Here is a 22876-nt window from a genome sequence, read left to right as displayed (position 1 = left end):
CGGCCACCGATCGAGACGGCCCTTCCCAAGAACTTCAACATCTTGTTGAATCCGCGGCATGCAGATACGCATCTCCTGGCCCGCAGACCATTTGACCGCGACGCTCGAGGACACCCCGACCAGCCGTGCCCTGGCCAAGGCACTCCCGATCACCTCCTCGGCCGCCACATGGGGCGAGGAGGTGTACTTCGACACCGGTGTCAGCGTGGAGCGCGAGGCCGGCGCCGAGCAGGTCGTCGACCCCGGCACCGTCGCGTTCTGGACCGACGGCGACGCACTCGCGCTGCCGTACGGCCCGACGCCGATCTCACGCGGCGAGGAGTGCCGCCTCGCGAGCCCCTGCAATCTGCTGGGCGCGCTCGACGGCGACCCCCGTCGCCTCGCCACCGTCCGTAACGGCGACCCGATCCGCGTGGAACTGGTCACCGACTAGCCGGCCCGAAGGAGTCACAGCTCCTTGCGGAAGGCCTCCGCGGCCCCCAGGAAGAGGTCGTTGGCCTCTTCCTCGCCGATCGTGACCCGCACACCCTCACCGGGGAACGGACGCACCACGACACCGGCCTTCTCGCACGCACCCGCGAACTCGACCGTGCGCTCCCCGAGCCGCAGCCAGACGAAGTTGGCCTGCGTCTCGGGGACGGTCCAGCCCTGGGACCTGAGCGTCTCCAGCACCCGGGCGCGCTCGGTGACCAACGAGCCGACCCGGCCGAGCAGTTCGTCCTCGGCCCGCAGCGAGGCCACCGCGGCATCCTGCGCGAGCTGGCTCACACCGAACGGGACCGCCGTCTTGCGCAGCGCGGCCGCGACCGGCTCATGCGCCACCGCGAAACCGACGCGCAGACCCGCGAGGCCGTACGCCTTGGAGAACGTGCGCAGCACGCAGACATTGGGCCGGTCCCGGTAGATCTCGATACCGTCCGGCACCTCGGCGTCGCGGATGAACTCGCGATACGCCTCGTCGAGCACCACGAGCACATCGCTCGGCACCTGGTCGAGGAAGCGCTCAAGCTCGGCCCGGCGCACCACCGTGCCCGTCGGGTTGTTGGGGTTGCAGACGAAGATCAGACGGGTGCGGTCGGTGATCGCGGCCGCCATGGCGTCGAGGTCGTGCACCTCCCCCGCGGTCAGCGGCACCTTCACCGAGGTCGCACCGCTGATCTGCGTGATGATCGGGTACGCCTCGAAGGAGCGCCACGCGTACATCACCTCGTCGCCCGGGCCGCTGGTCGCCTGGATCAGGGACTGGGCGACACCGACCGAGCCCGTGCCGGTCGCGAGATGCGTGAGCGGGACGCCGAAGCGGTCCGACAGCTCGTTCATCAGGCCCGTGCACGCCATGTCCGGGTAGCGGTTGAAGCTGCCCGCGGCCGCCGTCACCTGCTCCATCACTCCGGGGAGCGGGGGATACGGGTTCTCGTTGGAGGACAGCTTGTACGCCACCGGGCCGCCGGCCGCGGCAGGCTTGCCCGGCTTGTAGGTCGGGATGCCGTCCAGCTCGGCGCGCAGCTTCGGGCTCTGGCTCACCGCGGGTCCTCCTCATGCCACGAGAGGCTTCGTGCCACTCAGGTTCGAATACTGCTCACTCTATGAGGATTCCGTCCGCCTGCGAATGGCCTGTGGATAACGAGAGCGACGTGGGGCGAAGGCCGCGGGAGCCGCGGCGTGTACGAAGAGGGGGAGCGCCCTGCACGATGCCGCGCGCCGGTGGCTCGCGCCGTGGCGCGCATCACCCGTGAAGGTGAGTTGAGACCAGTTCGAAACATGTGCCACTTGCCAGGCGCATGTACCCACACGGCCTGGCGATGGAGCAGTAAGCCCTTAACTACCTTGGTATCAATGGGAACTGAGGGTAGTGGACCTTGCAGAAACGTGCCTGTCAACGAGTGCATATGCGCCCCCGTCGACCACCCTCATGAGCCCTACTATCGGCTCGCCATGACAGCAGCAGGGAAGCACCAGGTGAGCCGAGCGGGCACCCCCCGCGGAGGCGGCAGCCGGCAGGGTCGGGCGGGCATCCGGGACGTGGCCGCCGCTGCCGGTGTCTCCATCACGACCGTCTCCGACGCGCTCAACGGCAAGGGCCGGCTCCCCGACGCCACCCGCCGCCATGTCCGCGAGGTCGCCGACCGGTTGGGCTACCGCCCGTCCGCGGCGGCCCGCACGCTCCGTACCGGAAAGTCGGGCCTCATCGGCCTGACCGTGACGACCTACGGGGATGAACCTTTCACCTTCACCGAGTTCGCGTACTTCGCGGAGATGGCAAGAGCCGCCACCTCCGCCGCGCTCGCCCGCGGCTATGCGCTGGTCATCCTGCCCGCGACCTCGCGCCATGACGTGTGGTCCAACGTCGCTCTCGACGGCACCGTCGTGATCGACCCCTCGGACCAGGACCCCGTCGTGAGCGAACTGGTCCGCCAAGGCTTACCCGTGGTCTCCGACGGCCGCCCGGCGGGCTCGCTCCCGGTGACCGCCTGGGTGGACAACGACCACGAGGCCGCCGTGATGGAGATCCTCGACCATCTCGCCGCCGCCGGCGCCCGCCGGATCGGCCTGCTCACCGGCACCACCACGGACACGTACACGCACCTGTCCACCACCGCGTATCTGCGCTGGTGCAAGCGCGTGGAACAGGACCCGGTGTACGAGGCCTACCCGGCGCACGACCCGTGCGCGGGCGCCGTCGCAGCCGACCGGCTGCTCGCGCGCCCCGACCGGCCCGACGCGGTGTACGGGCTCTTCGACCCCAACGGGACCGATCTGCTCGCCGCCGCCCGGCGCTACGGACTGCGCGTACCGGACGATCTGCTGCTCGTCTGCTGCAGCGAGTCCGCGGTGTACGCCACCACCGAGCCGCCCATCACCACGCTCTCGCTCAAACCGCGCCGTATCGGGACGGCCGTGGTGCAGTTGCTCATCGATGCCATCGAGGGGGTCGATTCGGCGGCCCCGCTCGAGCAGGTGATACCGACCGAGCTGATCGTCCGCACCTCCTCGCAGCGCCGCCGCCCCCGCACGACGGTGAGTCCGCCACGTACACCCGAGCAGTGAACGGGGCCGCCGGGCGCCGCACGTCGCCCGGCGGTCGCACCGAAACGGTGGACGGGACGTTCCGAAACGGTCGCCGGGCGTTCCGAAGCGGCCGCAAGGTGCTCGCAATTCGGGAGAAATCCCCTTCACTCCCGAGTCCTGCCACGATTCACCACCCCTGGTGCATCACAGAGCGCCAGGCGCATTCCTATGATGGGCGCACGACACCACGGGCAGCCGCGACCAGGCCGTCCGATCCGGTGGCGGAATGCGGCGCAACGGTGGTGGAGGGGTCGATGACTCAGGGGGCCGGTCAGGGACCCGTGGTGCGTACGGACACGGTCCGCGACTTCCGCGTACCCGCGTATGTGCAGCAGACCGCCGGCTTCGGCGAGGCGCCCGAGCGTTTCGGTGACGCCGCCGACCACTTCGGTGACGCCGGCGACCACTTCGGCGACGCTGCCGACCGCTTCGGCGACTCCGGCGAGCCCGAGGGCTATACGCCGACCCAGCGCGACCTTCCGGTGATCAACCGCGGGGACACCCTGCAGGTCCCGGTGCCGGACCAGGCGCCCGCGCCCGAGCCGTCCGGCGACGAGCTCGGTCCGCTGTACGTGGTCGGCGATGTGCACGGCTACCTCGACGAACTGCTCGCCGCGCTGCGCGAACAGGGCCTCGTCGACGCCGACGGCGACTGGTGCGCCGGGCATGCGCGCCTGTGGTTCCTCGGCGACTTCACCGACCGCGGGCCCGACGGCATCGGCGTCATCGACCTGGTGATGCGGCTCTCCGCCCAGGCCGCAGCGGCCGGCGGCTACTGCAAGGCGCTCATGGGCAACCACGAGCTGCTGCTCATCGGCGCCAAGCGTTTCGGCGACACCCCGGTCAACTCCGGTGCGGGCACCGCCACCTTCCAGGCGGCCTGGCTGCTCAACGGCGGCCAGAAGTCGGACATGGACCGCCTGCAGGACGTCCATCTGCAGTGGATGTCCCGGCTCGACGCGATCGAGCTGGAGGACGACCATCTGCTGATGCACTCGGACACCACGGCGTATCTCGACTACGGCGATTCGATCACCTCGGTCAATGACACGATCCGAGAGGCCCTCACGCGCAATGACGCGGACGAGTGCTGGGATCTCTTCCGCAAGTTCACCAAGCGCTTCGCGTTCCGCGATCAGTCGGGACCCGAGGCCGTACGGGAGTTGCTCGGGGTGTTCGGCGGCAGCAGGGTCGTCCATGGCCACAGCCCGATCCCGTATCTGCTCGGCGAGGTGGGCTCGGAGGACGGCGCGGACGGGGGCGGACCGCAGGTCGAGGGCCCGCATGTGTACGCGGACGGTCTTGCCGTCGCGATGGACGGCGGAGTGACCATGGCCGGAAAGCTCCTGGTCCGCCGACTGCCCTTGGATAGCTGAGCGATTACGGGGCAGGTGCACAGGACCTACTCCCTGGTCGGCCCCCGGGCCAATTTCCGGAAACCCCCTGTCACCGCGTGCCTGAGCCGCTCTACCATCGGCTTATCCGTAGCAGGCTCTCCTCCGTTTCCGCCCCACTGCCCGAGATCGAGCGGGAGTCACGGCCCTACGGAGCATCGGGGGATGCACATGAACAGCGCTCCGCACCTGCTGAACGAGGACCGCCAGGACTATGAGCGGGTCCTCGATGAAGCGCTGCGCTCCGCGCCGCACCGCCCTGATCTGGCCGCCGTGGGCGACCGTCTGAACCCGGAACAACTGCGCACGATGGCGCTCAACGCGACCGCGCTCATCACCGCCGCTGCCGCGGCCGAGTACGACCACTACGTCAAGGTCCGCGAGGAGCTGCGCGAACCCGCACGCACCGAGACCACGGTCTCCGAATCCGGCCCGTCCGAGCCGTCCGCGTCCTCATCGGGGCCGATGGGCCTGGCCACGAGCATGGGCGAGGTCGCGGAGGGCGCGGGTCTGGTCGCCGTGGTCGCGGTCCTGGCGCCGGTCCTGGCCGGCACGGCGGCCGCGATCTTCCTGCTCATCGGCTACATCCTGAAGATGCTCACCCCTGAACCCGCCTTCGCCGACACCCTGTTGACGGCCGGCTGGTTCTTCGGGGCCCTCACCGCGGCGGGCATCCTGATCGCCGCGGTCGGACTCCTGATGACCGCGCTGCGCAACGGGTCCAGCTCGCTGACCGCGGCCGGAAGCGGTGAACTGACCGAGGAGGTCACCCGCGCCAGGGAAGCCTGGCGGGACGCGCTCCTCGAGCGGGGCGTGCTCCCCTTCCTCCGCGAGGCACTGGCCGACCCCGGCACCGTCAGGCATCCCACCGCGAGCCCGCCGGCCGGCCGGATGCCCCAACTCGGCTACCACCGCCCCGGCTTCAGCAGCCCGGACGGCGGCCCCCCTGCGGGCCCCAAACCCAGCTACTCGAGCCCGGACTTCTCCAGCCCGGACTTCGGGGGGCCGGAGCATCAGCCGGACTGAGACCTGGGCGTGGGCGCTCTCGGGCGGTGAAGGTGAGGTCTGCGCGGTGAAGCTGAGTCCTGCGCAGGGAAGTCGAGGCCCGTGCGGGGAAGTCGAGGCCCGTGCGATGAGTCAGGCCGGCTCCGCCTTCGGCCCGCTGCCTCGTAGCCGCAACAGCCGTTCCCCGGTCGCGTACAGCGTGACCAGGAGCGGGCGCAGGGCCAGACCCGCCTCCGTGAGCTCATAGCGCGTACGGACGGGAAAGCCGCGCCGGCGCTCGACCGAGACCAGACCGCTCTCCTGCAGGGTCCGCAGCCGCTCGCTGAGGACCTTCGCGGAGAGCTCGGGCAACCGCGTCCGCAGCTCCGTGAAGCCACGGGGACCGCTCATCAGCTCCCGCAGCACCAACGTGGTCCAGCGGCCCGAGACGGCCGCCAGCGCGGCCTCCACCGGGCAGTCCGGCTCGGGGCGCCGGGTCCGGCCGGCCTCGCCGGGCACCAACTGCGGGTCCCAGGCGTGGATTTCCGTTTGGTGACCCACTTCGCCGGACTGTTCACTCGCCGTATGACGCATCGTCCCAGTGTGCCGCTGTCCACCACCGCCGCCGAGCATCCGTACGCCTTCGCCCGGGCTTTCAACACCTTCGATCCGGTGGCCCTGGACCAGCTCTACGAACCCGGTGCGGTCTTCGTGCCCGCCCCGGGCCGCGAGGCCACGGGGGCGGAGCGGATACGGGCGAACGCGGCGTTCCTCGGGCTGCGCGTGCCCATCCGTGTGACACCGCGGCACACCTACGTGTCCGGCGATCTGGCGCTGCTGATCGTCGACTTCGTGATCGACGGAGTCGCCGCCCACGGCAGCCCCGTCCACATCGAGGGCACCGCCACCGACGTGGCCCGCCGGGGCCCGGACGGCTACTGGCGCTACGCCATCGACAACCCCTTCGGAACCGCACACGATGCGGCCCGGCCCGAGTAGACGGACCGGTACGACGACTCTTCGGTGCAGCCTCTCGGGCGCCGCGGTGGAACCGTCCCGGGCGAGCACGTGGTGGAACCGTCCCGGGCGAGCACGTGCAGGAGGGCCCGCAGCCCGGCCCCGGAATCCACCTGCAGCCTGATCAGGCCGTCGAAGCCGCTGTACGACTCGCCACGGTCACGCTCGCGTGCGGGCCCCGCGTACCGCTCGGCGCACCCGGTGTGCGGGGCCGGCCAGTTGGGCCCGGCCCCGCACACCACGGTGGCTCAGTCCGCGATCGGCAGATAAACCCGGTTCCCGGCGGCGGCGAACTCCTTGGACTTCTCCGCCATCCCCGCCTCGACCTCCGCCTGCGACTCGCCGTGCTCGCGCCGGATGTCGTGCGAGATCTTCATCGAGCAGAACTTCGGCCCGCACATCGAGCAGAAGTGCGCCGTCTTCGCAGGCTCCGCCGGCAGCGTCTCGTCGTGGAACTCACGAGCCGTGTCCGGGTCGAGGGCCAGGTTGAACTGGTCCTCCCAGCGGAACTCGAAGCGCGCGTCCGAGAGCGCGTCGTCCCAGTCCTGGGCGCCCGGGTGCCCCTTGGCCAGATCCGCCGCGTGCGCCGCGATCTTGTACGTGATGACGCCGGTCTTCACGTCGTCACGGTTGGGCAGGCCCAGGTGCTCCTTGGGCGTGACGTAGCAGAGCATCGCCGTGCCCCACCAGCCGATCATCGCTGCGCCGATGCCCGAGGTGATGTGGTCGTACGCGGGCGCGATGTCCGTGGTCAGCGGGCCCAGCGTGTAGAACGGGGCCTCCTCGCAGATCTCCTGCTGGAGGTCGATGTTCTCCTTGATCTTGTGCATCGGGACATGGCCCGGGCCCTCGATCATCGTCTGGACGTTGTGCGCCTTCGCGATCTTGTTCAGCTCGCCCAGGGTCTCCAACTCCGCGAACTGCGCCCGGTCGTTGGCGTCCGCGATCGAGCCGGGCCGCAGACCGTCGCCCAGCGAGTACGTGACGTCGTACGCGGCGAGGATCTCGCAGAGCTCCTCGAAGTGCTCGTACAGGAAGGACTCCTTGTGGTGCGCGAGGCACCACGCGGCCATGATCGAGCCGCCGCGCGAGACGATGCCGGTCTTGCGGTTGGCCGTCAGCGGGACGTACGGCAGGCGCACGCCGGCGTGCACCGTCATGTAGTCCACGCCCTGCTCGGCCTGCTCGATGACCGTGTCCTTGTAGACCTCCCAGGTGAGCTCCTCGGCGCGGCCGTCGACCTTCTCGAGGGCCTGGTAGAGCGGCACCGTGCCGATCGGGACCGGGGAGTTGCGCAGCACCCACTCGCGGGTGGTGTGGATGTTGCGGCCGGTCGAGAGGTCCATGACCGTGTCGGCGCCCCACTTGGTGGCCCAGGTCATCTTGTCGACCTCCTCCTCGATGGAGGAGGTCACGGCCGAGTTGCCGATGTTGGCGTTCACCTTCACCAGGAACCGCTTGCCGATGATCATCGGCTCGATCTCCGGGTGGTTGATGTTCGCCGGAAGCACGGCGCGGCCCGCGGCGATCTCGTCCCGTACGACCTCGGGCGCGACGTTCTCGCGGATCGCCACGTACTCCATCTCCGGCGTGATCTCCCCGCGCCGGGCGTACGCGAGCTGCGTGACGGCCTCGCCGCCACGGCCGCGGCGGGGCAGCCGCGGCCGGCCCGGGAACACCGCGTCGAGGTTGCGCAGATTGCCCCCGCGCGGCGAGGTGTGCTTGATGCCGTCGTCCTCGGGGCGGACCGGCCGGCCCGCGTACTCCTCGGTGTCGCCGCGGGCGATGATCCAGTTCTCCCGCAGCGGCGCGAGGCCGCGCCGTACGTCGGTGTCGGCGTTCGGATCCGTATACGGGCCCGAAGTGTCGTACAGCGTGACCGACTTGCCGTTGGTGAGGTGCACCTGGCGCACCGGCACCTGCATGTCAGGGCGCGAGCCCTGGACGTATGCCTTGTGCCAGCCGATGGACTTCCCGGCCTCCTCCTCGGCCGCAGCAGAGGTGCTGGAGGCAGGCGTGCGTACGTCCTGTGTGGTCATGAGACCTACTCCCTACGCCGGCATTACCCGGTAACAGGTTCGGCGGTCGACGCAGCGGATATCCGTACATCCCGTACGGAGGTCAGCGCCCTCTCAGCCCGGTGCTCCGAGCTCCCGCGTGTGCAAAGGTGCCCCCACGCTAGCGTCATGTCGGCCACGCTGAACAGAGGGCCCCTGTCGTTCTTGCGATGATCGGTCGGTGACCACCACGCCTCAGCCACCTCAGCAGCCGCCGCTTCCCCCCACAGATCACGGGCACGGCCCGGCTCCCGGCGGGCACGGCCACTCGCACAGCCACGGGCCGGCCGCCCCGGTCTCCAAGCATCTGCGCAAGGTGATCGCGGCCGTCCTGATCCCGTTCGCCACGGCGGTCCTCGTCGGGCTCGCGATCCTGTGGCCCGGCGGTACGCCCGAGCACGAGCGCACCGGTGTCGGCTTCGACCGGCAGACGTACGCGGCGAAGGTCACCGATGTGCAGCAGGTCGACTGCAAGGACGTCAACGCCTCCCAGGTCCCGCCGACCGGCGACACCTCCACGGCCGAGGGCAACTCGGCACAGCAGCAGGCGACCGGGGAGTGCAAGAAGGCGACGGTCGAGGTGACCGCCGGTCCCGACAAGGGCCGCAAGTTCACCGAGATCGTCCAGCCGGACGCGCCACGGCAGTTGGAGGAGGGGCAGGAGGTGGTGGTCGCCTACGCCCCCGACGCACCCGAGGAACTCCAGTACTCGGTGACGGATGTGAACCGCGGCACCCCGATGTGGCTGCTCGCCGCGATCTTCGCGCTCGTGGTGGTCCTGGTGGGCCGGATGCGCGGGGTGATGGCGCTCGTCGCGCTCGCCGTGAGCTTCGCGGTCCTGACCCTCTTCATCCTGCCGGCGATTCTGCAGGGCTCGAACCCGCTGGTGGTGGCGGTGGTCGGGGCCAGCGCGATCATGCTGCTCGCGTTGTACATGTGCCACGGACTCACCGCCCGTACGTCGGTGGCGGTGATCGGCACGCTGATCTCACTGCTCCTGATCGGGCTGCTCGGCTCGCTGTTCATCGGCTGGGCCTCGCTGACCGGCAACACCGACGACAACACCGGTCTGATCCACGGTCTCTACCCCGAGATCGACATGAGCGGTCTGCTGCTCGCGGGCGTCATCATCGGTTCGCTCGGTGTGCTCGACGACGTGACGGTCACGCAGACCTCCGCCGTCTGGGAGCTGCACCAGGCCGATCCGTCCATGAGCGCACGGCAGTTGTACCGCGCGGGCATCCGGATCGGCCGCGATCACATCGCGTCGGTGGTCAACACCCTGGTCCTGGCGTACGCGGGCGCCGCGCTGCCCCTGCTGCTGCTCTTCTCGATCGCCCAGTCCAGCGTGGGGACGGTGGCCAACAGCGAGCTGGTGGCGGAGGAGATCGTACGGACCCTCGTCGGCTCGATCGGCCTGGTGGCGTCCGTACCCGTGACGACGGCGCTGGCGGCGCTGGTGGTGGCGAAGGACAAGGGCCCGGGCACGGCGGCGACCGATCCGGGGTCCCTGACCTCCACGGGCCGGATGAAGGCGGTCAAGCTGGGTGGGGGCAGCGGTCGGCGGCGCAAGAAGTAGCCCCGTACGACATGGGGTCTCAGCCCGTGGTGTCCGCCAGGATCCGCCCCAGCGCCTCGTCGAGATGCGTGTCGAAGTCGGCGAGCGCGCGCTCCTGGCCCAGCGGGACGAGCCGGTCCGTACGGTCGAGGAAGGCGATCAGCGGCGCGATGGAGACCTTGAACAGGGCCTGATCGGTCCCCACTTGGAGCCGGATCAGCGCGTCGCTCAGTGGGTCGCTGCCATGCGGTGCGATGTGTACATCGCCCTCGCCGCAGGGCCCGTTGACTCCGTCGACCAGCAGCTCACGGCTGAACGCCCAGGTCACCGGGGCGTCTCCGGGCAGATGGAAAGTCAGGCGCACGGCATAGGGGTCACGCGTCTCGTACCGGAGCTCCACCGGGATGCGAAAGGAGAGCTCCTCGGAGACGAGAAAGCTCATCATGACCTCTGCGTGTACGGACTCGCGCATCGCCTACCCCGTCGTCTGCCGCGTCTTGAGTTGGGCCCGGAACCGTGTACCAGGTTTCACGTCCAGGAATCATCTTCCTGATGCTCCTGGCAGTTTGCTGAACGTACTCATCGGATCACAAGGAGTGAGTTTTCAGATACTGATACGCCACGCGCCGCACCCGCACAAGCACTCGCCAGGGCACTTCGGAGGGTGACACGGGCGCTGATTCCGTAAAGCGTGCGGGCATCGTGGACCGGTCCCGCGGCTTCACAGGCTGATCGAGAACGCCAGCGACCCCAGCTTGCGCCCCACCTCCGCCTGCAACTGCCGTGCCGCGGGCAGCAGCCGGCCCGCCTGGTGCGCGGGAAGCGAGATCGCGATGGTGGCGGCGGTCGTACCGGCCGTGATCGGAATGGCGGCGCAGACCTGGCCGAGCGCGTACTCCTGCCGCTCGATCACCGGCTGCATCCGGGGCAGCGCGGCGAGCCGGCGCAGCAGCGTGCGCTCGTCGCGGACGGAGTACGGGGTGACCGGCTGGACGGGATGGCGCGCGAGATGGTCGCGCCGGGCCTCGTCGTCCAGCTGCGAGAGCAGGCACTGGCCGATCGCATGGGCGTGCGCGGTCTGCCGGAAGGCGGCCCACTCCTCGACGGCTCGGGTGCCCGGACTGTCGGCGACGGCCTCGACCTCGACCTCGCCGTCCCGGTAGACGGCGAAATAGGTGGGCACACCGATCACATCGCGCCAGTGCTCCATGACCTCACCGATCATGGCGCGACGTTTCTCCTTGGCCCCGCTGCTGGCAAGGCGCTCGGCCGCGTCACCGAAGACGAAGACGCCCTTGTCGCGGCGGAGATAGCCCTCGTGAGCCAGGGTGCGCAGGAGGTGGTACGCGGTGGGCAGGGGCAGTCCGGCCTCGCGGGCCAGCTGCTTCGCCGGGGCGCCGCCGGCATGCGCCGCGACCGCCTCGAGCAGCCGCATCGCCCGCTGTACGGACCCGATCAGGGTCGGCGCGGGCGAGGCGGTCGAGGCGGCGGGGGTCGAGGCGGTGACGGATTCTGCCGAGGCCACGGTGCACTCCCCAGGCGCGAGGGTTCCCCCGCCTGTGGGGTGCGGGGGTGGGCGGTCCGATCGCGCGGGGCCTGGGCCTGTCGCCCCGCGTCGGTTTCCGGACTTTAACGGCACCGGACCTGATGTGCAGGCCCTGGCCGGAAACTTCCCCCGGGCGAGCGAACCGGCACCCGGTTCACCCCTGTGGGAACGTCACCACTCGCTACGCGAAGACGCGCTCGAGTCCTTGAACTTCCGTACGAGATAGATGAGTCCACCGACCAGGGCGGCGAAGACCAGGACCTTGAAGAGGAGGCCGACGACGAAGCTGACGAGCGTCCACAGCACGCTGCCGAACACCACGAGGGCGATCACCGGGATCGCGATCCACTTCACCCACCACGGCATCCCCGCGAGTATCTCCTTCATGGCGTCCTGCCTTTCTGCCCCGGCCGATCTCCGGCCCGGATTCCTGGGACCTCCCTGTGAGCTCCTGCCTCGATGCTAGGCGGACGGGGGTGCCCTGCGGGGCCCTCGCAGCCCTTGTCCTTCCCTGAAGCACCCCCTAGGGGCGGACCTGGTCCGGCCTCAGCCTTCGGGCGGCGAGAAGACCACGAGAACCCGGAGATCCTCGCTGATGTGATGGAACTTGTGCGGCACACCGGCCGGCACATAGACCACGCTCCCGCGCGCCACGGTCGTCGTCTCCATGCCCACGGTGAGCGAGGCCCGGCCGCTCACCACGAGGTACACCTCGTCCTGCTGATGCGGCTGCTGCGGATCGGACTGCCCGGCGTCCAGGGCGTACAGCCCGACGGACATGTTCCGCTCCCGCAGAAACTGCAGGTAGGCCCCGTCATTGGCGGCCCGTTCCGCATCGAGCTCATCCAGTCGGAACGCCTTCATACCCGTCTGCTCCCCTGCCCGCCGTACGCCTGGTGCCGCACGCCGGTGCCCGGCCGCGATCACGTCTGCCACGATCAGACACATGAAGAATTTCGTAGTCAAGACGATCGCCAACTCGGCCGCCCTCGCCGTGGCCATCTGGCTGATCGACGACATCACGCTCCCCGGCAACAGCACGCCCCGCAAGGTGCTCACGCTGATCCTGGTCGCGCTGGTCTTCGGCCTGGTCAACTTCCTCGTCAAACCGATCGTCAAGCTGCTGACGCTCCCGCTGTTCATCCTGACGCTCGGCCTGATCACCCTCGTGGTCAACGCGCTGATGCTGCAGCTCACCTCGTGGCTCGCCGACAAACTGAACCTCAGCTTCCATGTCGAGGGCTTCTGGACGGCCATCGTCGGCGGCCTGATCATCAGCATCGTGTCCTGGGCGATGCACATGGTCCTGCCGGACAAGGACTGAAGGATGGCGGCGCATATGGCGGCGTACCCGGAGGGCGCCTTCCGCGTCTGCTTCGTCTGCACCGGCAACATCTGCCGCTCCCCGATGGCCGAGCAGGTCTTCCGCGCATACGTGACGGAGGCCGGCCTCGACTCTCTGGTCGAGGTGGACAGCGCGGGCACGGGCGGCTGGCACGAAGGGGACGGCGCGGATCCGCGTACGGTCGCGGTCCTCGAGGAGAACGGATACGGCAGTGAGCACGCCGCCCGGCAGTTCCGGGCCGGCTGGTTCGCGCGCCTCGACCTGGTGATCGCCCTGGACGAGGGCCATCTGCGCGATCTGCGCCGCCTCGCCCCGACCCCCGCGGACGCCGCCAAGGTACGGCTGCTGCGCGCGTACGACCCGGGCGCGGAGGGCGACTTGGACGTCCCCGATCCGTACTACGGCGGGCGCGACGGCTTCGACGCCTGCCTGGAGCTCATCGAGGCGGCCTGCCCGGGACTGCTCTCGGCTGTGCGGGGCGCGCTCGGTGAGAAGGGGGCCGCGTGAGCGGGGGTGTGGAACCGCAGGGCATAGGTGAGATGAATCCTGAGGGCATGAGGGACGTAGATCCTGAGGGCACAGGGGGCATGGATCCTGAGGGCACAGGGGACATGGATCCTGGAGACATAGGTGAGCCGAAGGACGGGCTCGGGGAGAGCACACGGGCGCTGCGCGCCGGCCTCCCCGAGCCCGTTCAGTTTCAACCGCCGTTTCCCGGGCCGGTGTTCACCTCGCACTACCACCTGGCCGGCGACCCGACCGGCCCGTACACCTACGGCCGCGACGAGAACCCCACCTGGAGCCTGCTCGAGCGGGCGACAGCCGAGCTCGAATCCCCCGCGGATCCCCGGGCGCAGGCGCTCGTCTTCGGCTCCGGGATGGCCGCGGTCAGTGCCGTCCTGTTCTCGCAGCTGCGCACCGGTGACGCCGTGGTGCTGCCGTCGGACGGCTATCAGGCACTTCCTCTCGTACGGGAGCAGCTCACCGCGTACGGCATCGAGGTCCGCACCGCCCCGACCGGCGGCGGCGCCCAGCGTGACCTGCTCGACGGCGCCCGGCTGCTGTGGCTGGAGACCCCGTCGAATCCCGGGCTCGACGTCTGCGACATCCGCGCCCTCGCCGAGGCCGCGCACGCGCACGGTGTGCTGGTCGCCGTCGACAACACCCTGGCCACTCCGCTCGGCCAGCGCCCGCTCGACCTCGGCGCGGACTTCGCCGTGGCCGCCGCGACCAAGGGCCTCACCGGGCACGGCGATCTGCTGCTCGGCTATGTGACCTCACGCGATGCGGCACTGCTCGAGCCGGTACGGCGGTGGCGGAAGATCGTCGGGGCGATTCCCGGGCCGATGGAGGCCTGGCTCGCCCACCGCTCCCTGGCCACGCTCGAGCTGCGGCACGCGCGGCAGTGCGCGAACGCTCTCGCTCTGGCCGAGGCGTTGAGCGCCCGGGCCGAGGTGTCGGGGCTGCGCTATCCGGGGCTGCCCGACGACCCCTCGTATGCGATCGCGGTCCGGCAGATGCGGCGCTTCGGCAGCGTCGTGTCCTTCACGCTCGGCTCGCGGGCGCGGGCCGAGCGCTTTCTCGCGGCGCTGCGGCTGGTCGACGAGGCCACCAGTTTCGGGGGCGTACGGTCCACCGCCGAGCGCCGTGGACGGTGGGGCGGGGACGCCGTTGCGGAGGGCTTCATCCGCTTCTCGGTGGGCGCGGAGGACCCGCAAGACCTGGTGAGAGATGTGCTGCGCGCGCTGGAAGTGTCGTCCGCCTAGTACGCCGCCCGCTGCCACGCAGTACCCCGGCTACGTACAACGGACGGCCCGAGCCTCCCCCCTCGTGGCTCGGACCGTCCCGGTTCTGCGCGCGAAGAACCGCTCGAATAAGGCTAGTTGACTCTGTGTCAGTGTCCAATCACGGTAGCGACAGCGACCTATCGACTTATTTATAGTTGGGCGGGTCCGGGCACCGCGCGCGAGCGGTGCCCGGCCATGAGGGGGAGGGGACGCATGGATCTGGCCCTGCTGCGGACGTTCGTCACGGTGCACCGGGCCGGCTCCTTCACCCGCGCCGCCGCGCTCCTCGGGCTCTCACAGCCGGCGGTCACCTCACAGATCCGCACCCTGGAGCGGCAGTTGGGCCGCCCCCTGTTCTTACGGCAGGCACGGGGCGTGACCCCCACCACGATCGGCGACGAGCTCGCGCACAAGGCCGCGCCCCATCTGGACGCGCTGGTCGAGATAGCCGAGAGCGGGATCGCCGAGGAGTCCTCCGTACGCACGCTCCATCTGGCCGGACCGCCCGAGTTCACCGCCGAGCGTGCCCTGCCCGCGCTCACCGCCCTGACCGGCGAGGACGGTCAGGGCTTCACTCTGCGGGCTTCGTTCGGCACGGCCGAGGAGACCTTGGAGGGCCTGGCCGCCGGTCATCACGATCTCGCCATCTCCGCGGCCCGGCCACGCGGCGGGCTGCTGACCGCCACCGCACTCTGCGACGAGGAGCATGTCCTGGTCGCGGCGCCTTCCTGGCAGCAGAAGCTCGGTGTCGGCGCGATACGCCGCCATGGCGCGCTCGCCCTGGAGGGCCTGCCGGTCGTGGAGGTGCATGAATCACTGCCGCTGGTCGCCCGCTACTGGGCGGCCGTTTTCGACACCCGGCCCGCCGCCGCGGGCACCGTGGTCGTCCCCGATCTGCGGGCCGTGCTCGCCTGCGCCGCCGCGGGCGCCGGGTTCGCGGTGCTGCCTCGCTATCTGTGCCAAGGCGCCCTGGAACGCGGCGACGTGGTCGCGCTCCTCGAACCGCCGGTGCCTCCGCTGCGCACGTACTTCCTGGTCGTCCGCACCGGCACCCTCGCCATGCCGCATATCGCGCGGGCGCACGAGTGGCTTCTGGGGGCGGCAACCGACTGGTGCTGAGCGCCGGCGGACCGGCGTCGAGCTCCGACTCGGAACGCTTCAGGACCCCCGCCGTGTTTCACGTGGAACATGACGGGCCACATTTCCTCCATGACCGTCCGACCCGTGGTCAAGCGCACCGCACGAGCCGTCCTGCTCGACGGCGACGACCTGATCCTGATCAAGCGCACCAAGCCCGGCATCGATCCCTACTGGGTCACACCCGGCGGGGGAGTCGAGGCCGGGGACGCGACCGTGGTCGACGCCCTGCACCGGGAGGTGTACGAGGAGCTGGGCGCCAAGATCACTGATGTCGTGCCCTGCTTCGTGGACACTGTCGAACACATCGGTGCCGACGGCGGGGCCACCGGCGTGAAGGTGCAGCACTTCTTCGTCTGCCACCTCGAGTCCATGGACCCCTCGCTGCGGCACGGCCCGGAGATGGAGGAGGGCATCGGCGAGTACGAGATCGTCAAAATCCCCTTCACCCGCGTCGGGATCGCCTCGGTCCATCTCGTACCGCTGTCGCTGCGGCACTATCTCGACGGCAATATCGAGGGCGTACGCGCGATGCACGCGCCCGACTTGGGCTGAGCACTGCGCACGTCACGCGATCAGTGCGCTGCGGCGACCAGTTCCTCGAACTCGTCATGCCGTATGCGCTCGGACGGTATCCCCGCGCCGAGCAGCGCGTCGATGCCGTTGCGGATCATGCCGGGCGGTCCGGACAGATAGGCGTCGTACTCGTTCCACGGCCCGTAGTCGCGTACGGCGTCCGGCAGTTGGACATGGTGGCGGTCCAGGCGGTCCACGACGGGGCGCACGGCCAGCCACGGGTGGGACTGTTGCAGCCGGAGCATGGTGTCGATGTCGTAGAGGTCGTGATCACTGCGGGCGCCGTAGAAGACCTCGACGGGCCGGCGCTCGCCGTGCTCGGCGACATCCTCGATCAGCGCCTTGATGGGCGCTATGCCGGTGCCGCCGCCGAGGCAGAGCATCCCGTTCTCGGTGGTGTGGTCGACCGTCATGGTGCCGGCGGGCGGTCCCAGACGCAGGGTGTCGCCGGGCCGGGCGCGGTGCACCAGGGCGTTGGAGACCCAGCCGGCCGGGACGGCCTTCACATGGAAGGAGAGCAGTCCGTCGGTCCGCGGCGCGGAGGCGAAGGAGTAGTGCCGCCATATTCGCGGCCACCAGGGGGTCTCGAGGCTGGTGTACTGCCCGGCGAGGAAGGGGTACGGCTGGTCGGGCCGGACCGTCACCACCGCTATGTCGGGGGTGCGTTGATCGTGCGCGACCACCTCGGCGTACCACCAGGGCGGCGACTTCCGCTCGTCCTCGGCCGCGGCGTCGATCATCACCTGCGAGATGGTGGTGTACGCGCGGACCCAGGCGGCCTCGGTCTCCGCGTTCCAGCTGTCGGTCGCGTAGTGGCTCAGGGCGCCGAGCAGCGCCTCGCCCACGGCCGGGTAGTGCTCGGCATGCGTGCCGTACTTGCGGTGGCCGCGGCCGAGGTGCTGGAGATACGTGACCAGGACCTGCTTGTTGTCGATGTGCTCGGCGGCGGTGAGCAGCGCCTTGAGCAGCCGGTCGCGCTGGGTGTCCATCGAGGCGGGGAACATGCTGCGCAGGTGGGGGTGGCGCACGAAGAGCAGCGCGTAGAAGTACGAGGTGACCTTGTCGGCGATGGGGCCGATCTCGGCCATGGTGCGCTGGATGAGCTGGGCGTCCGGCGAGGGAGCGGGCCGGGGGGCCGGCGGCCGGGGAGCGGTGGCGGTGGCGGTGGGGGTGGGGGCGGTGGGGGTGGTGGCGGCCGGCTCAGGGTTCGACGGGCTGACCGGCTTGTGCGGGGTGAACCAGCCGCCGTCCTCACCTGAAATGCCGTTATCGGCCGACGTGGTGGTCGGAGCGTCCATGTTGTGCCTCGCCTCGAACATCTTTCGGTCGGTCTGTGCACTTCCCTGTCGGAAGTTGCGCGATATTCCCCGCTCTGCATCACATGTGCTGTGTCACACGTCGCTCTGCAGCAATGCGGCCGCCGCATTCACCTCCGGACATACCGTCATTACCGGCGCACCGGAGAATGTGAGAGAGGCCGCAGTCCCGCCACGGCAGCGTGGCATGCATTGCGTGGACATCGGACAAATAGCGGGAAGTCCGGGTAACCGATCCCTCCATGACGTTAGGCTGCAGTGACCTGCGTGCCGGGAACCACAAGGGCCCCAGCACGAACCGGAGTCGACCATACCGGCCGCGCTCCCCCGCACAAGCCCCTTCCCCTGTTCGCGAAATTCAGCTACTACTCACCGGTAATTTCCCTTACGGAACCGGCTTCACGATTTCGCAAGCCTCGCGCAGATCACGGCCCGTATAGGCGTGAGTGGCCAGTTGAGCCACGTGATGATCCGCATTCACGGCCACCGAGACAGGCACCGCGGCGAACAGTTCGGCATCCGAGCGTGAGTCGCCGTACGCGACGCAGTCGGTTCTGGCCAGTCCGAATGATTCACAGAGCGCGTCCGCGATCTTCACCTTTCCTCCAGCATCGAGAATGCCGGCGGGATCGATAGGTGAGGCGAACGGCACATTCGGAAAGACCGATCCGTGGGCCGCATGTGCTCCCCAGCCGAGCAGGCGCTCCACGAAGAACGAGGGCGACAGCGACACCACCGCCACGTACTCCCCGCGCGCCCTGATCGTGGCCCAGGCCTCCTCGATACCCGTCAGCCAGGGCGCACCCTCGAAGGCGGCCGTCACATCGGCGACGGTCAGCTGCGCCCAGAGTTCGCGCACACGTACCGCGTACTCCACCGGGCTGAGCCGCCCGGCGACGAAGGTCCGTTCGATCTCGGTGATCTCGGCACCCAGGCCGAGCTGCCGGGAGATCTCCACGGGGGCCGCGCTGCCGTGGAGCAGGGTCCCGTCCAGGTCGAAGAGGTGAAGGCGTGACATACGCCGACGCTAGTACGTGCGGTTACTCCCGCTGTCAGACGACCCGGGGCCGTCCTCGGCGGCACTGTGTTTCACGTGAAACTAAGCCGCCCCGCACGCCGGGCCACCCTCGTCGTCCATGTCGCCGCCGCTGCCGGCTGGCTCGGGCTCACGCTCGGGCTGCTGGCCCTGGCCACCGCGGCGATCACCACCGATTCCGCGGCCACCACCGAGGCCGCGGTCCGCTCGATGAAGATCTTCGCGGACTGGCTGGTACTTCCGCTGGCGCTGCTCACGCTGCTCAGCGGACTCCTGCTCTCGCTCGGCACCCCTTGGGGTCTTGCGCGGCACCGCTGGGTCTACACCAAGTTCTGGATGACCCTCGCCACGACCGCGGCCTCCACCTTCGCGCTGCGCCCCGGAGTGACCCACAACGCCGAGGTTGTCGCCGCGGGCGGAGCGCTTCCCGACCCCACGGACCTGGTCATGGGCCCGATCGTCTCCCTCTCCGCGTATCTCTTCATGACCGTGATCTCGGTGCTCAAGCCCTGGGGTCTGACGAAGCGCGGCCGCAAGCAGCGCGCCGGCTCGGCGGAGCGTGGCCGAAAGCACGGCCCCGGCTCCCGGAAAGCACTGGACGCGAAGGCCGTCCGTCAGCCAGCCTGACCCCCGTGTCGACACCTTCCCTTGCTGACCTGCCCGTACGCCGCCTCACCCCGCGCGATATGCCTCTCTGTGCGGACCTCTCCGAGGACCGTGGATGGCCGCGCGAAGAACACAAGTGGGGCCTGCTTCTCTCCGCCGGACAGGGCTACGGCATCGACGACCCTGCGGGTGGCCTGGTGGCCGCCTGCACGGTCACGTCGTACGGCACATCGGATCAGCCCGAACTGGCCGCGATCGGCATGGTGTTGGTGGCCCAGCGGCACGCCCGTCAGGGTGTGGGACGGCGGCTGATGAAGGAGGTGCTCGCGCTCCTGGAGGGCTCTCCGATCACGCTGCACGCGACGCCGAACGGTCAACCGCTGTATGAGGAGCTCGGTTTCAAGACAATCGGCCGTGCCGAGATGGTGCGCGGCCACTTCCGCGCCTTCGGCCCGGCGCCGGCCGTACCCACGCGCGCGGCCACGGCGGAGGACCTCCCGGCGCTGCTCCGCCTGGACGCCGAGGTCTTCGGCCCGGACCGCACCCATGTGCTCACGCGCCTGCCGGCCTTCGCCGACCAGCTGCGGGTGGCGGAGTCCTCCTCCGGTGAACTCCTGGGCTACGCGGCCGCCTGGCCCAATATGCAGACCCACGTCATCGGCCCGCTGATCGCCCGTGACACGGAGACGGCGAAGTCCCTGGTGGCCTCGCTGGCGGCGCGCACCGACCGCCCGCTGCGCACGGATATCGACGTCCGCCACGAGGAGCTCCTGACCTGGATCAAGTCCCAGGGTGTGGAGCCGGTGGCCTTCAACGCGGTGATGGCGTACGGCATCCCGGAACTCCCCGGCGACTGGCCCCGCCGCTTCGCACCGCTGACGGTGGCGGCGGGCTGAGCGCTCAGCCGCCTTGAGGCCGGCCGGATCGTCAGCGTCGGCCGGACCGGTCAGCGCCGGGCAGAACGGTCAACGTCGGGCGGCCGGTCGGCGCCGCGCGGGCCGGTCAGCGCCGGGCGGACCGGTCAGCGCCGGGCGGACCGGTCAGCCACCACAGCCGATGCGGCCGGCGCGCCGCTCGCGACCACCCGCCCCACCGACCCGGACCGCCGCTCGAGCCCGGCCGAGACGAAGGCAAGGACCAGCGCGGAGGCGGCAAGCAGCGCACCCACCCAGTTGGGCGCGGTGTAGCCGAGCCCGGCCGAGATGACCACGCCGCCGAGCCACGCGGCCAGCGCGTTGCCGAGGTTGAAGGCGCCGATGTTGACGGCGGAGGCCAGCGTCGGTGCCCCGGCGGCCTGATCGAGCACCCGCTTCTGCAGCGGCGGAACCGTGGCGAACCCGAGCGCACCGACCAGCGCGATGGTCACCGCCGCCGCGATCTTGTTGTGCGCGGTGAGCGTGAAGAGCGCGAGCACAACGGCAAGGGCGCCGAGCGAGACGTACAGCATCGGCATCAGCGCCCGGTCGGCGAACTTGCCGCCGACGAGGTTGCCGCCCACCATGCCGAGCCCGAACAGGACGAGCAGCCAGGTCACGGAGGAGTCGGCGTAGCCGGCGACGTCGGTCATCATCGGCGTGATGTAGGTGATCGCCGCGAAGACACCGCCGAAGCCGAGCACGGTCATCGCCATGGCGAGCAGCACCTGTACATTGCGGAACGCGGCGACCTCATGCCGCAGCCGTACGCCCTCGGGCTTGGGCAGATCCGGCACCAGCCTGGCCACACCGAGCAGCCCGACGACACCGAGCACCGCGACGATCCCGAAGGTCACGCGCCAGCCGAGACTCTGTCCGACGAGGGTGCCGAGCGGGACGCCCACGACATTGGCCACGGTCAGACCGGTGAACATCATCGCGATCGCACCGGCCTTCTTCTCCGGCGCGACCAGCTCGGCCGCGACCACGGAGCCGATGCCGAAGAACGCACCGTGCGCCAGGGAGGCCACGACCCGGCCGGCCAGCATGACGCCGAAGGCAGGGGCCAGGGCGGAGAGCACATTGCCCACGATGAACAGGCCCATCAGAAGCATCAGCATCCGCTTGCGCGAGATCTTCGTGCCGAGCGCCGTCATCAGCGGGGCGCCGAGGACCACACCGAGCGCATAGCCCGTGACGAGATAGCCGGCGAGCGGAATGGAGACATCGAAGTCCGCCGCGACCTCGGGCAGCAAGCCCATGATCACGAATTCGGTGGTGCCGATCCCGAAGGCCCCGATCGCCAGGGCCAGGAGTGCGAGAGGCATGAGGGGGTTCACCTTCACAGGAGGATGCGCGCCGTACTGTTGCTCCAGCGCCTTACAAGCGTCCACAATAGTTGCAGACGCGGGCTAATCGCAAGCGCGGGCTATTGCGTCCGTGTTCTATCCTGGTGATCCAGGCGATCCTGGTGCACAGCAGTGCCCGAAGGGAGAGAGCCATGACCGCGACCGACCCCGCGATGACCGCCCTCGCGCAGAGCTGGTGCGCGCTCTCGCTGCTCCACGGCCAGATCGAGACCCGTATCGAGAAGGCACTGCAGAGCGCCCACGACCTCAGCGTCCGCGAGTACTCCCTGCTCGACGTACTGAGCAGGCAGCACAGCGGCCCCGGCGGCCATCTGCAGATGAAGCAGGTCGCCGACGCGGTGGTGCTCAGCCAGAGCGCGACCACCCGCCTGGTGGCCCGCCTCGAGGACCGGGGACTGCTGACGCGCTACATCTGCGACACCGACCGCCGCGGTATCTACACCGACGTCACGGAAGAGGGCCAGGCCCTCCTGGCCGCGGCCCGCCCCACCAACGACGGCGCCCTGCGCGAGGCCCTCGACGAGGCGGCCCGCGATCCGGACCTTGCCCCCCTTGTCCGGGCCGTCGAAGAGCTGAAGGTGCCCGCTTAGTAAGCCGCTCGGGGCCGCTGCATAAGGTCAGGCCCATGAGCGATCTCGAGATCCGTCCCGCGTCCCCGGAGGACATCCCGGCCATCGTCGCCATGCTGGCCGACGATCCGCTGGGCGCCCAGCGGGAGTCCCCCGACGACCTCACCCCGTACCGCACGGCCTTGGACCGCCTGGCCGGCGACCCGAACCAGCATCTGATGGTCGCCGCCCGCGCGGACAAGGTCGTCGGCACGCTGCAGCTCACGGTGATCCCGGGCCTCTCCCGCCGCGGTGCCACCCGCTCGATCATCGAGGGCGTACGGATCCACGCGGACGAGCGCGGCAGCGGACTCGGCACCCGGCTCATCGAGTGGGCGGTGGACGAATCCCGGCGCCAGGGCTGCCAGTTGGTCCAGCTCACCTCGGACGCGACCCGCACCGACGCCCACCGTTTCTACGAGCGGCTCGGCTTCGAGCCCTCCCACGTGGGATTCAAGCTGCCGCTGTGACCGGTTCGGGGTTGTGTTTTACGTGAAACACGACCCCCAACACCTCACGCACCCCGACACCCCACCCCCCCCCACACCCCCCGCCC

The 22876-nt window shown here is 69.8% G+C and carries 25 protein-coding genes and 1 riboswitch; of the genes, 15 read left to right on the top strand and 10 right to left on the bottom strand.

The features are described 5' to 3' along the window. Positions 1 to 58 precede the first annotated feature (58 nt). Positions 59 to 433 carry a cyclophilin-like fold protein gene (locus JAO81_RS18725; RefSeq protein ID WP_199549015.1) on the top strand — a complete coding sequence of 125 codons (375 nt, stop codon included), beginning with the start codon at positions 59 to 61 and terminating at the stop codon, positions 431 to 433. 14 nt (positions 434 to 447) lie between these two features. Here the strand turns inward: JAO81_RS18725 and hisC are convergent, their stop codons facing one another. Continuing rightward, entirely contained in the window at positions 448 to 1524 is a 1077-nt protein-coding gene (hisC, locus tag JAO81_RS18720) for a histidinol-phosphate transaminase (protein WP_199549014.1), read from the bottom strand. A 411-nt stretch (positions 1525 to 1935) separates the two neighbouring features. Here hisC and JAO81_RS18715 point away from each other — a divergent pair, with 411 nt between their 5' ends. The 3 genes from JAO81_RS18715 (at position 1936) to JAO81_RS18705 (ending at position 5489) form a co-directional block, all read left to right on the top strand. Beyond that, entirely contained in the window at positions 1936 to 3048 is a 1113-nt protein-coding gene (locus tag JAO81_RS18715) for a LacI family DNA-binding transcriptional regulator (protein WP_199549013.1), read from the top strand. Between the two features lie 275 nt (positions 3049 to 3323). Continuing rightward, positions 3324 to 4445, top strand: coding sequence for a metallophosphoesterase (locus JAO81_RS18710; protein WP_199549012.1), 1122 nt, complete (start codon positions 3324 to 3326; stop codon positions 4443 to 4445). Between the two features lie 183 nt (positions 4446 to 4628). Further along, positions 4629 to 5489: a hypothetical protein gene (locus tag JAO81_RS18705; protein WP_199549011.1), complete on the top strand. Its 861-nt coding sequence runs from the start codon at positions 4629 to 4631 to the stop codon at positions 5487 to 5489. A 111-nt stretch (positions 5490 to 5600) separates the two neighbouring features. Here JAO81_RS18705 and JAO81_RS18700 read toward each other — a convergent pair whose 3' ends face one another. Next, on the bottom strand, positions 5601 to 6008 hold the full coding sequence (locus JAO81_RS18700; protein WP_307813467.1) for a helix-turn-helix domain-containing protein: 408 nt from the start codon (positions 6006 to 6008) through the stop codon (positions 5601 to 5603). Between the two features lie 24 nt (positions 6009 to 6032). On the opposite strand from JAO81_RS18700, the gene JAO81_RS18695 reads away from it, so the two are divergent. Continuing rightward, positions 6033 to 6446, top strand: a complete 414-nt coding sequence (locus JAO81_RS18695) for a DUF4440 domain-containing protein (RefSeq protein WP_199549009.1) — start codon at positions 6033 to 6035, stop codon at positions 6444 to 6446. A 266-nt stretch (positions 6447 to 6712) separates the two neighbouring features. Here the strand turns inward: JAO81_RS18695 and thiC are convergent, their stop codons facing one another. Continuing rightward, positions 6713 to 8503, bottom strand: coding sequence for a phosphomethylpyrimidine synthase ThiC (gene thiC / locus JAO81_RS18690; RefSeq protein WP_233415571.1), 1791 nt, complete (start codon positions 8501 to 8503; stop codon positions 6713 to 6715). Beyond that, positions 8496 to 8631: riboswitch (TPP riboswitch) on the bottom strand. (Overlaps the previous gene by 8 nt.) A gap of 71 nt (positions 8632 to 8702) precedes the next feature. Here thiC and JAO81_RS18685 point away from each other — a divergent pair. Then, positions 8703 to 10100 carry a YibE/F family protein gene (locus JAO81_RS18685; protein WP_199549008.1) on the top strand — a complete coding sequence of 466 codons (1398 nt, stop codon included), beginning with the start codon at positions 8703 to 8705 and terminating at the stop codon, positions 10098 to 10100. Positions 10101 to 10119: 19 nt separating this feature from the next. Here JAO81_RS18685 and JAO81_RS18680 read toward each other — a convergent pair whose 3' ends face one another. The 4 genes from JAO81_RS18680 to JAO81_RS18665 all read right to left on the bottom strand — a co-directional run bounded on the left by JAO81_RS18680 (position 10120) and on the right by JAO81_RS18665 (position 12489). Then, positions 10120 to 10551, bottom strand: coding sequence for an SsgA family sporulation/cell division regulator (locus JAO81_RS18680; protein ID WP_199549007.1), 432 nt, complete (start codon positions 10549 to 10551; stop codon positions 10120 to 10122). Between the two features lie 249 nt (positions 10552 to 10800). Continuing rightward, entirely contained in the window at positions 10801 to 11514 is a 714-nt protein-coding gene (locus tag JAO81_RS18675) for an IclR family transcriptional regulator (RefSeq protein ID WP_199549067.1), read from the bottom strand. A gap of 282 nt (positions 11515 to 11796) precedes the next feature. Further along, positions 11797 to 12012: a DUF5326 family protein gene (locus tag JAO81_RS18670; RefSeq protein ID WP_165333456.1), complete on the bottom strand. Its 216-nt coding sequence runs from the start codon at positions 12010 to 12012 to the stop codon at positions 11797 to 11799. A gap of 159 nt (positions 12013 to 12171) precedes the next feature. After that, entirely contained in the window at positions 12172 to 12489 is a 318-nt protein-coding gene (locus JAO81_RS18665; protein WP_199549006.1) for a cupin domain-containing protein, read from the bottom strand. An 82-nt stretch (positions 12490 to 12571) separates the two neighbouring features. Here JAO81_RS18665 and JAO81_RS18660 point away from each other — a divergent pair, with 82 nt between their 5' ends. From JAO81_RS18660 to JAO81_RS18640, 5 genes are all read left to right on the top strand, one after another. Continuing rightward, entirely contained in the window at positions 12572 to 12949 is a 378-nt protein-coding gene (locus JAO81_RS18660; RefSeq protein ID WP_199549005.1) for a phage holin family protein, read from the top strand. 3 nt (positions 12950 to 12952) lie between these two features. Beyond that, entirely contained in the window at positions 12953 to 13477 is a 525-nt protein-coding gene (locus JAO81_RS18655) for a low molecular weight protein-tyrosine-phosphatase (RefSeq protein WP_233415570.1), read from the top strand. Positions 13478 to 13581: 104 nt separating this feature from the next. Beyond that, complete coding sequence (locus tag JAO81_RS18650) at positions 13582 to 14736, top strand: cystathionine gamma-lyase (RefSeq protein WP_199549004.1); 1155 nt, start codon at positions 13582 to 13584, stop codon at positions 14734 to 14736. Positions 14737 to 14970: 234 nt separating this feature from the next. Further along, the gene (locus JAO81_RS18645) at positions 14971 to 15876 is read left to right on the top strand and encodes a LysR family transcriptional regulator (RefSeq protein ID WP_199549003.1); all 906 of its coding nucleotides are present in this window, start codon (positions 14971 to 14973) and stop codon (positions 15874 to 15876) included. A 90-nt stretch (positions 15877 to 15966) separates the two neighbouring features. Beyond that, complete coding sequence (locus JAO81_RS18640) at positions 15967 to 16449, top strand: NUDIX domain-containing protein (RefSeq protein WP_199549002.1); 483 nt, start codon at positions 15967 to 15969, stop codon at positions 16447 to 16449. A 20-nt stretch (positions 16450 to 16469) separates the two neighbouring features. On the opposite strand, the gene JAO81_RS18635 is transcribed toward JAO81_RS18640, so the two are convergent. Beyond that, on the bottom strand, positions 16470 to 17768 hold the full coding sequence (locus JAO81_RS18635) for a globin domain-containing protein (RefSeq protein ID WP_199549001.1): 1299 nt from the start codon (positions 17766 to 17768) through the stop codon (positions 16470 to 16472). 403 nt (positions 17769 to 18171) lie between these two features. Next, positions 18172 to 18804 (bottom strand): HAD family phosphatase, encoded by a 633-nt coding sequence (locus JAO81_RS18630; protein ID WP_199549000.1) that lies wholly within the window; start codon positions 18802 to 18804, stop codon positions 18172 to 18174. 75 nt (positions 18805 to 18879) lie between these two features. Between JAO81_RS18630 and JAO81_RS18625 the strand changes: the two genes are divergently transcribed. Beyond that, the gene (locus JAO81_RS18625; protein ID WP_199548999.1) at positions 18880 to 19449 is read left to right on the top strand and encodes a DUF2269 domain-containing protein; all 570 of its coding nucleotides are present in this window, start codon (positions 18880 to 18882) and stop codon (positions 19447 to 19449) included. A gap of 5 nt (positions 19450 to 19454) precedes the next feature. Then, positions 19455 to 20324 (top strand): GNAT family N-acetyltransferase, encoded by an 870-nt coding sequence (locus JAO81_RS18620; RefSeq protein WP_199548998.1) that lies wholly within the window; start codon positions 19455 to 19457, stop codon positions 20322 to 20324. A 125-nt stretch (positions 20325 to 20449) separates the two neighbouring features. On the opposite strand, the gene JAO81_RS18615 is transcribed toward JAO81_RS18620, so the two are convergent. Further along, on the bottom strand, positions 20450 to 21670 hold the full coding sequence (locus tag JAO81_RS18615) for an MFS transporter (RefSeq protein ID WP_199548997.1): 1221 nt from the start codon (positions 21668 to 21670) through the stop codon (positions 20450 to 20452). 173 nt (positions 21671 to 21843) lie between these two features. Here JAO81_RS18615 and JAO81_RS18610 point away from each other — a divergent pair, with 173 nt between their 5' ends. Together JAO81_RS18610 and JAO81_RS18605 are read left to right on the top strand one after the other, a co-directional pair. Beyond that, positions 21844 to 22302, top strand: a complete 459-nt coding sequence (locus JAO81_RS18610; RefSeq protein ID WP_199548996.1) for a MarR family winged helix-turn-helix transcriptional regulator — start codon at positions 21844 to 21846, stop codon at positions 22300 to 22302. Between the two features lie 35 nt (positions 22303 to 22337). After that, positions 22338 to 22790: a GNAT family N-acetyltransferase gene (locus JAO81_RS18605; RefSeq protein ID WP_199548995.1), complete on the top strand. Its 453-nt coding sequence runs from the start codon at positions 22338 to 22340 to the stop codon at positions 22788 to 22790. Positions 22791 to 22876 lie beyond the last annotated feature (86 nt).

Source organism: Streptomyces sp. N35 (assembly GCF_016464295.1).
Taxonomy (GTDB): Bacteria; Actinomycetota; Actinomycetes; order Streptomycetales; family Streptomycetaceae; genus Streptomyces.
The sequence above is the reverse complement of the archived record's forward strand: the minus strand, read 5'-3'. Positions and strand labels throughout refer to the sequence as shown.

What these genes read in the sequence shown, in the direction of transcription:
- JAO81_RS18725 (WP_199549015.1), top strand. Translation starts at nt 59, where the DNA reads ATGCAGATACGCATCTCCTGGCCCGCAGACCATTTGACCGCGACGCTC.
- JAO81_RS18715 (WP_199549013.1), top strand. Translation starts at nt 1,936, where the DNA reads ATGACAGCAGCAGGGAAGCACCAGGTGAGCCGAGCGGGCACCCCCCGC.
- JAO81_RS18710 (WP_199549012.1), top strand. Translation starts at nt 3,324, where the DNA reads ATGACTCAGGGGGCCGGTCAGGGACCCGTGGTGCGTACGGACACGGTC.
- JAO81_RS18705 (WP_199549011.1), top strand. Translation starts at nt 4,629, where the DNA reads ATGCACATGAACAGCGCTCCGCACCTGCTGAACGAGGACCGCCAGGAC.
- JAO81_RS18695 (WP_199549009.1), top strand. Translation starts at nt 6,033, where the DNA reads ATGACGCATCGTCCCAGTGTGCCGCTGTCCACCACCGCCGCCGAGCAT.
- thiC (WP_233415571.1), bottom strand. Translation starts at nt 8,503, where the DNA reads ATGACCACACAGGACGTACGCACGCCTGCCTCCAGCACCTCTGCTGCG.
- JAO81_RS18680 (WP_199549007.1), bottom strand. Translation starts at nt 10,551, where the DNA reads ATGCGCGAGTCCGTACACGCAGAGGTCATGATGAGCTTTCTCGTCTCC.
- JAO81_RS18675 (WP_199549067.1), bottom strand. Translation starts at nt 11,514, where the DNA reads ATGCGGCTGCTCGAGGCGGTCGCGGCGCATGCCGGCGGCGCCCCGGCG.
- JAO81_RS18670 (WP_165333456.1), bottom strand. Translation starts at nt 12,012, where the DNA reads ATGAAGGAGATACTCGCGGGGATGCCGTGGTGGGTGAAGTGGATCGCG.
- JAO81_RS18665 (WP_199549006.1), bottom strand. Translation starts at nt 12,489, where the DNA reads ATGAAGGCGTTCCGACTGGATGAGCTCGATGCGGAACGGGCCGCCAAT.
- JAO81_RS18660 (WP_199549005.1), top strand. Translation starts at nt 12,572, where the DNA reads ATGAAGAATTTCGTAGTCAAGACGATCGCCAACTCGGCCGCCCTCGCC.
- JAO81_RS18655 (WP_233415570.1), top strand. Translation starts at nt 12,953, where the DNA reads ATGGCGGCGCATATGGCGGCGTACCCGGAGGGCGCCTTCCGCGTCTGC.
- JAO81_RS18650 (WP_199549004.1), top strand. Translation starts at nt 13,582, where the DNA reads ATGGATCCTGGAGACATAGGTGAGCCGAAGGACGGGCTCGGGGAGAGC.
- JAO81_RS18645 (WP_199549003.1), top strand. Translation starts at nt 14,971, where the DNA reads ATGGATCTGGCCCTGCTGCGGACGTTCGTCACGGTGCACCGGGCCGGC.
- JAO81_RS18640 (WP_199549002.1), top strand. Translation starts at nt 15,967, where the DNA reads ATGACCGTCCGACCCGTGGTCAAGCGCACCGCACGAGCCGTCCTGCTC.
- JAO81_RS18635 (WP_199549001.1), bottom strand. Translation starts at nt 17,768, where the DNA reads ATGGACGCTCCGACCACCACGTCGGCCGATAACGGCATTTCAGGTGAG.
- JAO81_RS18630 (WP_199549000.1), bottom strand. Translation starts at nt 18,804, where the DNA reads ATGTCACGCCTTCACCTCTTCGACCTGGACGGGACCCTGCTCCACGGC.
- JAO81_RS18615 (WP_199548997.1), bottom strand. Translation starts at nt 21,670, where the DNA reads ATGCCTCTCGCACTCCTGGCCCTGGCGATCGGGGCCTTCGGGATCGGC.
- JAO81_RS18610 (WP_199548996.1), top strand. Translation starts at nt 21,844, where the DNA reads ATGACCGCGACCGACCCCGCGATGACCGCCCTCGCGCAGAGCTGGTGC.
- JAO81_RS18605 (WP_199548995.1), top strand. Translation starts at nt 22,338, where the DNA reads ATGAGCGATCTCGAGATCCGTCCCGCGTCCCCGGAGGACATCCCGGCC.